General features: G+C 55.4%; 13 protein-coding genes and 1 riboswitch. All 13 genes read left to right on the forward strand.

Going from position 1 to position 11621, the window contains the following annotated elements; all coding sequences use genetic code 11:
- The first annotated feature begins 111 nt into the window (after positions 1-111).
- The 13 genes from POTG_RS08970 (at position 112) to POTG_RS09030 (ending at position 11506) form a co-directional block, all read left to right on the forward strand.
- Positions 112-375: a DUF1294 domain-containing protein gene (locus POTG_RS08970; RefSeq protein WP_036644872.1), complete on the forward strand. Its 264-nt coding sequence runs from the start codon at positions 112-114 to the stop codon at positions 373-375.
- Between the two features lie 27 nt (positions 376-402).
- The gene (locus POTG_RS08975) at positions 403-837 is read left to right on the forward strand and encodes a universal stress protein (RefSeq protein WP_009224511.1); all 435 of its coding nucleotides are present in this window, start codon (positions 403-405) and stop codon (positions 835-837) included.
- Between the two features lie 508 nt (positions 838-1345).
- Positions 1346-2074 (forward strand): amino acid ABC transporter ATP-binding protein, encoded by a 729-nt coding sequence (locus tag POTG_RS08980; RefSeq protein ID WP_036644873.1) that lies wholly within the window; start codon positions 1346-1348, stop codon positions 2072-2074.
- 30 nt (positions 2075-2104) lie between these two features.
- Positions 2105-2959, forward strand: coding sequence for a glutamate ABC transporter substrate-binding protein (locus POTG_RS08985; RefSeq protein WP_009224513.1), 855 nt, complete (start codon positions 2105-2107; stop codon positions 2957-2959).
- A 6-nt stretch (positions 2960-2965) separates the two neighbouring features.
- The gene (locus tag POTG_RS08990; RefSeq protein WP_009224514.1) at positions 2966-3616 is read left to right on the forward strand and encodes an amino acid ABC transporter permease; all 651 of its coding nucleotides are present in this window, start codon (positions 2966-2968) and stop codon (positions 3614-3616) included.
- An 18-nt stretch (positions 3617-3634) separates the two neighbouring features.
- The gene (locus POTG_RS08995; RefSeq protein ID WP_009224515.1) at positions 3635-4285 is read left to right on the forward strand and encodes an amino acid ABC transporter permease; all 651 of its coding nucleotides are present in this window, start codon (positions 3635-3637) and stop codon (positions 4283-4285) included.
- Between the two features lie 110 nt (positions 4286-4395).
- Positions 4396-5703: an ATP-binding protein gene (locus POTG_RS09000; protein ID WP_009224516.1), complete on the forward strand. Its 1308-nt coding sequence runs from the start codon at positions 4396-4398 to the stop codon at positions 5701-5703.
- A 67-nt stretch (positions 5704-5770) separates the two neighbouring features.
- Complete coding sequence (locus POTG_RS09005) at positions 5771-6682, forward strand: response regulator (RefSeq protein WP_009224517.1); 912 nt, start codon at positions 5771-5773, stop codon at positions 6680-6682.
- A 49-nt stretch (positions 6683-6731) separates the two neighbouring features.
- A complete protein-coding gene (locus POTG_RS09010; RefSeq protein ID WP_009224518.1) occupies positions 6732-7025 on the forward strand; it encodes a hypothetical protein in 294 nt (97 codons plus the stop codon).
- Between the two features lie 207 nt (positions 7026-7232).
- Positions 7233-7334, forward strand: a riboswitch (purine riboswitch).
- A gap of 232 nt (positions 7335-7566) precedes the next feature.
- Positions 7567-8064 (forward strand): 5-(carboxyamino)imidazole ribonucleotide mutase, encoded by a 498-nt coding sequence (gene purE, locus POTG_RS09015; RefSeq protein ID WP_009224519.1) that lies wholly within the window; start codon positions 7567-7569, stop codon positions 8062-8064.
- Positions 8061-9275 carry a 5-(carboxyamino)imidazole ribonucleotide synthase gene (gene purK / locus POTG_RS09020; RefSeq protein ID WP_009224520.1) on the forward strand — a complete coding sequence of 405 codons (1215 nt, stop codon included), beginning with the start codon at positions 8061-8063 and terminating at the stop codon, positions 9273-9275. Before purE ends, purK begins: the two co-directional genes overlap by 4 nt.
- A complete protein-coding gene (gene purB / locus POTG_RS09025) occupies positions 9272-10570 on the forward strand; it encodes an adenylosuccinate lyase (RefSeq protein ID WP_009224521.1) in 1299 nt (432 codons plus the stop codon). Before purK ends, purB begins: the two co-directional genes overlap by 4 nt.
- Before the next feature lie 36 nt (positions 10571-10606).
- Positions 10607-11506, forward strand: a complete 900-nt coding sequence (locus POTG_RS09030) for a phosphoribosylaminoimidazolesuccinocarboxamide synthase (protein WP_009224522.1) — start codon at positions 10607-10609, stop codon at positions 11504-11506.
- The last annotated feature ends 115 nt before the right edge of the window (positions 11507-11621 follow it).

Here is an 11621-nt window from a genome sequence, read left to right on the forward strand (position 1 = left end):
GCGTATTGGCTTCAAGATGCCGATTGCTCTGGATTGAGGTATAATAGATTTATCCATTAAGAGGAAATACTAAGCAATAACCGAGCAATGGGCTCGAAGGGGGCGGCGAAGATGAGGACGGGGTTACTCGTATGGTTTCTATTTATCAATGCGGTCGCCTATCTGGTGATGTCCGATGACAAGAGGCGGGCGAGGCAGAGACGTGAACGGATCCCGGAGCGAACGCTGTTTCTGCTTGCTGCACTGGGCGGAGCGCTGGGTGTACTGGTTGCCATGAATACCAAACGCCATAAAACGAAGCACTTCAGCTTCCGGGTGGGCATTCCGCTGCTGCTTCTTTTCAACGCCGTACTTTATGGGTATTTTATGATATAAACTCTTGGGACAAGTGAGGTGCTTTCCATGCTATTCCATAAGATTTTAGCCGCGTACGACGGTTCGAAAGCAGCAAACAAAGCGCTGGACAAAGCCATTGAGTTGTGCAAAACGACGCCCGAAGCCAAGCTGGAGGTCCTGCATGTGTACGACTTCCCGCGTTTTTACGTGGCCGAGGGCTTTGTGCCGGTACCTGCTTCCATGAACAAGGATTTCTATGAGCTCGCAGAGAGAACGGTAGAGGAAGCGAAGAAACGCGTTGTGGCCGCAGGTCTGGAGCCTAAAGTCGAAATGGTTCAAGGGGCTCCGGCAGAGACGATTCTGGAGTACGCTCAGAAGAGCGGGGCGGATCTGATCGTCATTGGCAGCCGCGGACTGGGCGGCATCCGCGAATTCGTGCTTGGCAGCGTCAGCCATAACGTCGTCCAGCATGCCCGGATCCCGGTGCTCGTCGTGAAATAATAAGAGCCAGCTTGTTACAAGAAGCCTGACCGAATCATTTCGGTTGGGCTTTTTTGCTTGTTGGAAGCATGTTGTGCTGGGTATCGGTTTTAACGCTTGCCAGAAAGCTTATTGAGGCGAAAAACACTAGATTTTTTTTCTAACGCTGACCAGCGTGCTTATTTGAGTTGGGAGCCGCCTTTTTCGGGAGAAAACTCCGAAATAAGCTCTCCCATAAGCGTTACAAGTTGCACGCTCCGATTTTAGCGCAAATAGCGTCTAACCCAAGCGTTAGAACTTTTGGCGTGTGTAGAACTTAACTCCTTCAACTCCATCAAGGAAGATTCCTGTAAGGAAAACTAACGCTTGTCCGACAGGATTGAGGAAGATGCCCAAATTTTTTTGGGCGATTTTCTAGTCGGCGTGTAGGGAATTGTAGTTTTTTATAGTCTCCAAAGTAAGGTTATGTTCAAATGTTACGATTACTCACATCGACTTCAGGGATGTGCGGTCGAAAGGAGGGCTGCCGTTGATTCGCTTTCGACAGGTAGATAAGCATTTTGGTCATTTTCATGTACTGAAGGGGATTAATTTACAAGTTGAGGAAGGGGAAGTCGTGGTCGTTGTTGGCCCGTCGGGTTCAGGGAAAAGCACGATGCTGCGCTGCATTAACCGGCTGGAGACGATTACGAACGGCGAGCTGACGGTAGGCGGCCTCCCGGTCCATGACCGCAAGACAGATATCAATAAGCTGCGCCGGGATATCGGAATGGTCTTTCAGCACTTTAATTTGTACCCGCACAAAAAGGTGATCGACAATATCACGCTGGCGCCAATTAAGGTGCTGGGCATCTCCAAAGCGGAAGCTGAGCAGACGGCGATGTTTTATCTGGAGAAGGTGGGCATCGCCGATAAGGCGTCCGCGTATCCGTCCCAACTGTCGGGCGGGCAGCGGCAACGGGTGGCGATCGCCCGGGGGCTGGCGATGAAGCCGAAGATTATGCTATTCGACGAACCCACCTCGGCGCTGGATCCGGAAATGGTAGGCGAGGTGCTGGATGTCATGCGGACGCTCGCCCGCGAAGGCATGACGATGGTGGTGGTCACGCATGAGATGGGGTTTGCCCGGGAGGTGGCGGACCGGATTGTTTTTATGGATCAAGGGCAAATCGTGGAGGAAGCAGGGCCGGAGGAGTTCTTCGCGAACCCGCGGGAAGAGCGGACGCGTGCGTTCCTGAGCCGTCTGTTGAGCCACTAAATTAATCGATAATCAAGGGGAGGAAGAGAAATGAAGAAGCGTTGGAGGCTAATCAGTATTGCGGTGGTATGTGCGTTGACGGTGCTGGCCGGATGTGCAAGTAATGGGGCAGGCGGCAACACAGCCGGGAACGGCGGGAATGCCGCTCCGGCAACCGGGGAGAGCGGAACCGGAGCTTTGGCGAAAATCAAGGATCGCGGCAAACTGGTGGTTGGCGTGAAGTACGACACGAAGCTGTTTGGTCTCAAAGACCCGTCCACCGGCAACGTCGAGGGCTTCGACATCGATATCTCCAAGACGATCGCTAAGCACATTCTCGGCGATGAAAACGCGCTGGAGCTGAAGGAAGTCACTTCGAAGACGCGGATTCCGATGCTGAATAACGGTGAGATCGATATGATCGTAGCTACGATGACGATTACCGAGGAGCGGAAGAAGGAAGTCGATTTCTCCGACGTCTACTTCCAGGCAGGGCAGTCGCTGCTGGTGAAAAAGGGCAGCCCGATCACAGGCATCGAAAGCCTGACGGCCGATTCGACGGTGCTGGGCAGCAAAGGCTCAACCTCGGTGAAAAATATCCGCGAGAAAGTGGAAGGTATCAAGGTGCTGGAGTTCGATAACTATCAGGATGCGTTTAACGCCCTGAAGGCGGGGCAAGGCGATGCGCTGACAACGGATGATGCGATTCTTTACGGTATGGCTGCCCAAGATCCGAATTATGAGGTGGTCGGCAAGCCGTTTACCGATGAACCTTACGGCATTGCGGTGCAGAAAGGCAACTCGGACATTGTGCAGGCAATAAACGATACATTGAAGGAGCTTCACGACAGCGGAGAGTACGACAAGATTTACGAAAAATGGATCGGCAAGAAGCCGGGCGAATAATTCGTTATGGATTTTACGATTCTAACTGACTATTTTGACGTGTACCTGGAAGGGTTCCGGGGAACGGTGCTATCCAGCTTGCTGGCGCTGGTGGGAAGCTTCGTGCTGGGCGCCTTAATCGCTGTGTTCCGCATCGCCCCCGTCCGGCCCCTGCGCTGGTTCGGAACAGGTTACGTGGAATTTATCCGCAATATTCCGCTGCTGCTTGTCGTATACATTTTCTATTATGGGCCAGCAGCTTTAGGTTTACCGCTTGACGGTTTCACGGCGGGAACGATCGGGCTTGCGGTATACACATCTTCGTTCATTGCAGAAGCGATCCGCGCCGGGATTCTGGCCATCCCCCAAGGGCAAACGGAGGCGGCCCGCTCGTCCGGGTTGAGCTACGTGCAGACGATGCTGCATATTATCCTGCCGCAAGCGATCAAGCTGGTTATTCCGCCGCTCGGGAACCAGTTTATCAATTTAATCAAAAACTCCTCGGTGTTGACAATCGTGGCGGGGCTCGACCTGATGTATTTTGCCGACATCGTGAATGCCGATACGTACCGGACGTTTGATACTTATATTTTTGTGGCGTTGTTCTATTTGGTGCTGACCTTGCCTTTAAGTTATGGAGTGAGGGTGTGGGAGCGAAGACTTGAGAAAAAATACTGAAAGGAGGCCTGAAGTTCGATGGATTTTGCGGGGGCGTACAGTGCGGAGAATTTGCGCTTCTTGGCGGATGGGCTATACGTGACGTTGATCGTCGCCGGGCTGTCCATCGTGCTAAGCTTCCTGATTGGCTGTATCGTGGGCGTGATTCGGTATACGAAGCTGCCCGTGCTGTCGCCGATCATGCTGGTGGGTGTCGAGCTCATCCGCAATTTGCCTCTGCTGCTGATCATCTTCTTCATGCGATTTGCCTTGCCGGAGGTCGGCATCAAGCTCGGGCTTGTGGCCGCGACGGTGACCGGGCTGACGATCTTTGAGGCCGCGATGATCTCGGAAATCGTGCGCAGCGGTCTCGCCTCCATTGACAAAGGGCAAATCGAAGCGGCCCGTTCGTCAGGACTCAGCGCCGTGCAGACACTATGGCACATCGTGCTGCCCCAAGGCTTGCGGCGGATGGTGCCGCCATTAGTGAGCCAGTTCATCTCGCTGCTCAAGGACACGTCGCTGGCCGTGGTCATCTCCTTGCCGGAGCTGATGCACCACGCCGGGATTGTCATCGGTCACGGCTACACGTATACGATACCGATTCTGCTGCTGGTGGCGTTGATCTATTTTACCGTCAACTTTGTGCTTTCGGTGATCTCAAGGCAATTGGAGGCACGACGAGCCTAGGCATCAACTGACATAACACTAACATATAATGGTATATAAGGCATAGTCATCCTTCCCTGGATGTGGTACGATAAGGGGCAAAATAACTCACGGGATCCGGGGGAGCGGGGATGCGGAGCGTTGTCATAAAGTCCTTTCAAAGATCCGCTTACGTTCAGATTGTGGTCGTTGCGATCGGGACGGCCTTGGCGGGGGAACTGAAGATTAATCCGTTTGTTGGCGATATTTTTCGGATTGGTCTGGGGAGCAGCGCGTTTTTGTTGTTTTTGCTGCTGCTGCGGCAGTTGCCGTATCTCGTCACGGGCGTCATAACCGGCGTAGTGGTGCTGCTGTTTCGTACGGGATTGGATCAGGTGCTGAGCAACGGCTTGACCGTGGCTGAAAGCGTGACAAGGCATTGCTCGGCGGCGGTGTATTACATCGTATTCGCCCTAGGGATGACCCTGATCAAGCGGCGTTTGGACCGCTTCTATCCCTTGGTGCTAGGGGCTGTAACCGCGGTCATCGACCTGATGTCCAATGAGTCGGAGCTGCTGACTCGGTTGCTTGTGACCGGCACAGCTACGTTTAAACTGAACGAGTGGACGTTTCTCATGATGATTGCCATGCTGCGTACGTATTTTGTTACCGGGATTTACAGCAGCATTTCCGTCAGCCGGATGCGAATCGTGCAGAAGGAGCAGAATCGGCGGATTGAGCAGATGCTTAGCTTTAGCTCCGGTTTATATGGAGAGGTCTTTTACCTGAAGAAATCCATTGGCACCCTGGAGGAGCTGACCTTGCGCAGCTATGAGTTGTACCGGCGGTTAACGGAAGAAGGCCTGGAGGAGCACAAGCGTCACATCTTGGGGATGACGGAGCAGATCCATGAGGTGAAGAAGGATTCGCAGCGGATTTTGGCCGGGCTGATCAAGTTGACGGACCGCGAAGTCCCGGGGGATATGCCGTTGTCGAGCTTGGTCCAATATACCATCGACAGTACGCGGCAGTATGCCGATATGTTGGGGAAGCAGGTCGTTTTTACGCAGAAAATCACCCTGGATTACGACACCGCCAACTACATTCCCTTGCTTACGCTGCTGGGGAACTTGACGGCCAATGCGGTGGAGGCGATCCAGGGCCAGGGGCAGATTCATTTGGAGGTTCGCGAGCAGGCGGGATGGACCTTGCTCACGGTGAGCGACAGCGGGAGTGGCTTCCCACAGGACGAGCGGGAGCTGGTCTTTGAACCGGGTTTTACGACCAAATTTGATGAGGAAGGCGTCGCGGCGACGGGGATTGGGTTATCCCATGTGCGCGACATCGTGGCCCGGTTTGGCGGGGATATCTCCCTGGGGACGGCACCCGGGCTGGGCGGAGCGATGGTTCAAATCCGGATTCCAACCCCAAGCTTGCAGAAGTCGGTGGCGCCGGCTTAAAGCTGTTTGCAATTCAACCGTATCCTTGGCAAACCGCTACTAACCCAAAGTGTGAGGAGGTTATCCGATGCCGCTCTCTTTTTGTATCGTTGACGATGATGCCAGTGCGCGAAAAATGCTGCAGCACATTATCGAGGACAGCGGTCTGGGCGAGGTGACGGGGACGGCCGGCGGCGGAGCGGAGGGGGTGCGGCAAATTTTAAGCGAGCCGCCGGATATCGTGCTGATGGATTTGCTGATGCCCGATCAGGACGGAATCGAGGTGATCGATTCCTTGCGCGCCCAAGGCTGCAGCTCCAGGTTCGTGATGATCTCCCAGATCGAAAATCAAGATATGGTTGGACGGGCGTACCGAAGCGGGATTGAGTTCTTCATCCGCAAGCCGATCAACCGGATCGAAGTGGAGACGGTGCTGCGGAAGATCAACGAACGCTATGCGTTAGGACATTATTTAGATGAAATCAAATCGAGTCTGAAGAAGCTGGAGGACTTGCGCAGCGCACCGCTCGCTACTCAGAACAAGCGAACGGTTCGCGAGGCGATCCAACCGATTCTGATGAATATGGGCTTGATTGGCGAAAGCGGCAGCCGCGATATGATCGCCATCATGGAGTTGCTGCTGGAGCGGGGAGGCGAAGCTGGCGGCAATCTGCCGCCGCTGAAGGAGTTGTATCGTCAAACCGCGGCCACGTACAAGACGAAGCCTGAGGACATCGCCAAGGAGGTCAAGGCGATCGAGCAACGGCTGCGCCGCGCGTTGATGGCGGGGCTGACGAACCTGGCTTCGCTGGGCTTGACGGATTACGGCAATCCCCGGTTTGAGTATTATGCCCCGCTCTATTTTGACTTCGAGGATGTGCGGTTGAAGATGAAGGAGATCGAGGAAGGGCGCGAGCCGGGCAACAGCAAAGGGAAAGTGAACATTAAGAAGTTCCTGCAGGTGCTGTTTATCGAAGTGCAGGAGCAGTTGGGCGGATGAGAGGATTATTGGAAACGGGTGATTGGTTAGCGGGAGCAACTGTTATTGGATGTCGGTGTCGCTGGATATCGAGCGGATGAAGTTGGATGGCGCTTTCCCGTTGGAGGCTGCTGATATCGGTGGTTGCCGCCCGGCCGTAAGGCTGGAGGATAAAATAACTGGAAAAAGTAATGTTAATTTCGGGGAATCGGCGGGATTTTGTCAATTTAGCTGGAAATTCTGCTGTTATTTTAATCATTTGATTGGATCTATAGAGTTTTGGTCCAAATTAACAGTAACTTTTACATCTAATTGGTTTCAAATGCGGGAGATTGGCGAAATTAAAGGTACTTTTTACAGTTAAGTGCGGCAGATTTCAGATCCAGAGCCGCATCCGTGGATATCAGAGCCGCATTCGATAGATCCCCTAGTCTGTATACCAGGCTAGGTTTTTTTGCGTTAGAGGGACATTGTTCAAAAACGAACATTCGGATTTTACATTCTATTAATGTTCGGATTTGAGTTGACATGATGTGTCCGCCATTGGTACACTAGGAGAGGAAAGGCGGCTCGCCGCCGAACATCATAATCTCGTATAATGCCGGGAATAGGGCCCGGAAGTTTCTACCCGAGAACCGTAAATTTTCGGACTACGAGCGAATACGTGATGAAGGTAAGGCTACTCCGCACGGAAAGCCTTCTTTTTATGAGCCTGGGCTTGTAAGCACCGGGCTTTGCGTTGCCGGCGGCGCGGCTGTGGCTGCCCGCACGCAGGTATCGTATTTCGCAGGGTCCGCGAATTTCGGGAAATCTTCGATTGTTTCCAGGAAGTTCGGGGCCCTTTTCCGTATTCGGCTCATTCTATAGATAGGTTTACAAGAAAACATGAACGTGGAGGTTGAGGCATGACAGCACAAGTCGCCGTAATCATGGGCAGCAAATCGGACTGGGAGACGATGTCCCATGCCTGTGCCGTTTTGGACGAACTGCAGATTCCTTACGAAAAAAATGTCGTATCCGCGCACCGCACCCCGGATTTGATGTTCGAATTCGCCGAGCAGGCCGCAGGCCGCGGTTTGAAGGTCATCATCGCGGGGGCGGGCGGAGCCGCCCACCTGCCGGGCATGGTCGCGGCCAAAACCACGCTGCCGGTCATCGGCGTGCCGGTGAAGTCGGCCGCGCTGAACGGGCTCGATTCGCTGCTGTCGATCGTGCAGATGCCGGGCGGCATCCCGGTGGCGACGGTGGCGATCGGCAAAGCCGGGGCGATCAACGCCGGGCTGCTGGCGGCGCAAATCCTGGGCGCATTTGACTCCGAGGTCATGCGCCGGGTGCAGGAGCGCCGCGACCGGATCAAAGCCGAGGTGCTGGAGAGCGGCTCGGAGTTGGGAGCGGCGGAATGAGCGGCGGCGTGATGGGCAAAGCAGGCGGCGGTAATGGCACCCCGGTGATTGCGCCGGGCGCGACGATCGGCGTGCTCGGCGGCGGGCAGCTCGGCCGGATGATGGCGCTGGCCGGGAGCAACCTTGGCTACCGGTTCGTAGCCATGGATCCGACGCCGGATGCGCCTTGCGGCCAAGTAGCGGGGCAGATCGTGGCCCGCTACGACGACCAGGCCGCGGCGCGTGAACTTGCGGCGCGGGCCGATGTGATCACGTACGAGTTCGAAAACGTCGACGCCGGCGTAGCCGCGTTGTTGGAAGAAGCGTCGTACGTGCCCCAAGGCAGCCGATTGCTGTATACGACTCAGCATCGGCTGCGGGAGAAGCGAGCCATCGAAGCAGCGGGCGTGAAGGTCGCGCCGTACGCGGAGATCGGCAGCGAGGAGGAGTTGCGCGCAGCCGTGGCCCGGCTCGGCCTCCCGGCCGTGCTGAAGACGGCCACCGGCGGATATGACGGCAAAGGTCAATGGGTCATTCGCGGCGAGGACGAAATTGCGCCGGCCTACGCCGAGTTGAGTAAGGCCGGGACGGAGCTCGTGCTAGAGCAATTTGTCCCGTTCGTTAAGGAGCTGTCGGTCATCGCGGCGCGCAGCCCGCGCGGAGAAATAAAGACGTTCCCGGCAGCGGAGAATATTCATGTCGACAATATTTTGCATGTGTCGATCGTGCCGGCCCGCGTGGAGGAGCAAGTGCAACGGGAGGCGGAACGGCTTGCGGCCCGAATCGCCGAAGGCTTGGAAGCCGTTGGCCTGCTGGCGGTGGAGATGTTCCTGACCGAGGATGGTGAGCTGTTCGTCAATGAGCTGGCGCCAAGACCGCATAACTCCGGCCATTACACGATGGAGGCCTGCACGACCTCCCAATTTGAACAGCATGTCCGGGCGATCTGCAATCTGCCGCTGGGGCCGGTGGAGCTGTTAACGCCGGTCGTGATGGTCAACATCCTGGGCGAGCATTTGGAGGCGGTGCGCAAGGCCGTTGTTACTGGCCAGTGGTTTGGCGAAGCCGGCGGCGAAACTGGATTCCCGGTGATCCCCAAAGTACACTTATATGGAAAGCACGGAGCCGCTCCCAAACGGAAGATGGGGCATATCAACCTGATCTGCCGCAACGTGGAGGACGGGCTGCGTTGGATAGAGCAAACCAACATTTGGAGGAATGAATGTAAATGATCGAACGCTACAGCAGACCGGAAATGAGAGCGATCTGGACGGAGGAAAACAAATTTAAGGCCTGGCTGGAAGTGGAGTTGTGCGCCTGCGAGGCTTGGGCCGAGCTTGGCGTGATCCCGAAGGAAGACGCCGCGCTGCTGCGCGAGAAGGCTTCGTTTGACATCAACCGGATCTATGAGATCGAGCAGGAAACCCGCCATGACGTGATCGCGTTTACCCGCGCCGTCTCGGAAAGCCTGGGCCCGGAACGGAAATGGGTGCATTATGGCTTGACCTCGACCGACGTCGTAGACACGGCGCTGGGGTATTTGTTGAAGCAGGCCAATGCGATTTTGGAACGGGATATTTTGAATTTTATCGATATTTTGAAAGAAAAAGCCTTGGCTTATAAAGATACCCCAATGATGGGCCGGACCCACGGTGTGCATGCTGAGCCAACCACGTTTGGTCTGAAAATGGCGCTTTGGCACGAGGAAATGAAACGGAATCTGGAGCGGTTCCGCCGTGCAGCGGAGAATGTTCAATTCGGAAAAATCTCCGGTGCCGTTGGTACTTACGCGAACATCGATCCGTTTGTAGAGGAATTTGTCTGCCGCAAGCTGGGCACGACGCCGGCGCCGATTTCCACGCAGACGCTGCAACGCGATCGTCACGCGGAATATATGGCGACCTTGGCTTTGATCGCGACGTCGCTCGACAAGTTCGCCACAGAAATCCGCGCTTTGCAGAAGAGCGAATTCCGCGAGGTGGAGGAAGCCTTCGCCAAAGGGCAAAAAGGCTCCTCGGCCATGCCGCATAAACGCAACCCGATCGGCTGCGAGAACATCTCCGGCTTGTCCCGCGTGATCCGCGGCCATATGATTTCGGCTTACGAAAACGTAACGCTGTGGCATGAACGCGACATTTCCCACTCTTCGGTTGAACGGGTGATTCTGCCAGACGCTACGATGCTGCTGAACTACATGCTGAACCGCTTTGGCAATATCGTGAAGAACTTGACGGTGTTCCCGGAAAATATGAAGCGTAACATGGCTCGCACGTATGGCGTACCGTTCTCCGGCCGCGTGATGACGAAGCTGATCGACAAAGGCTTCAGCCGTGAGCAAGCTTACGACACGGTGCAACCGCGCGCGATGCAGGCATGGGAAACGCAGCGTCAATTCCGCGACATCATTGAAGAGACGCCGGAAATTACCGCCGTCTTAAGTAAAGAAGAAATTGAAGACGCATTTGATCCGTCCTGGCATCTGAAGCATGTCGATACGATTTTCCGGAAGCTTGGATTAATCGAGTAGTGGCTTGATAGCGGTTATAGGGGGAGGAGAAGCTTCATGGCGGTACCGGCAATTTCCACCGCAGCGGATTTGGTGAAGGTCCCGCTGCTGTACAAAGGCAAGGTCCGGGAGCTGTACGATCTTGGCGAGCATTATCTGATCGTGGTCACGGACCGCATCTCCGCATTTGATTACGTGCTGGATCCGGCGGTGCCGGACAAGGGGAACGTGCTGAACCGGCTGAGCGCGTTTTGGTTTGACAAGACGAAGCATCTGTTGGAGAACCACGTGATCCATACAGACGTGGACCGGCTTGGGGACGTGATTCCGGCGGAGCATCGCGAGGCGTTACGCAACCGGATCATGGTGACCCGCAAGGCCGAACGCATCGACATTGAATGCGTGGTGCGCGGCTATGTGACCGGCGGCGGCTGGCGGCAGTATGAGAAGACCGGCGCGATCAACGGTATCCAGCTACCGGAAGGGCTGCGTAAGAACGCGAAGCTGGCGGAGCCGATTTTTACGCCGGCGGCGAAAAATGACGTGGGCCACGACGAGGATATCTCGTTTGCGGAGATGGCGGACAAAGTGGGCCAAGAATTGGCTGAACAGCTGCGGGACCGCAGCCTGGAGATGTACGCCTTTGCCCGGGATTATTGCGAGGAACGCGGCATCCTGCTCGCGGACTGCAAGCTGGAATTCGGGCTGGTGGACGGCAAGTTGATTGTCATTGACGAGATGTTTACGCCGGATGCGTCGAGATTTTGGGCCAAAGAGAACTACGAGCTGGACATCGAGATCGACAGTATGGACAAAGAGCCAGTGCGTACGTATCTCGCCGGTTCCGAGTGGGATAAGCAGAGCCAACCAGACCCGCTCCCAGCGCAGGTGGTCGAAGCAACGACGCGTCGGTACCGTGAGATTTACCGGCGGCTGACTGGAGCAGAGTTGGCGTAGGGACTGTGCTCAACATTGTCCTTCGCTCTAACGGACCACAGGGCCCTTATTGATCCAGATATATGGGGAAGACTGACGTAACGGACCGAGGAGCCCTTATTTTACCGGGGCGGCC

This window comes from Paenibacillus sp. oral taxon 786 str. D14 (assembly GCF_000159955.1).
Classification (GTDB): domain Bacteria; phylum Bacillota; class Bacilli; order Paenibacillales; family Paenibacillaceae; genus Fontibacillus; species Fontibacillus phoenicis.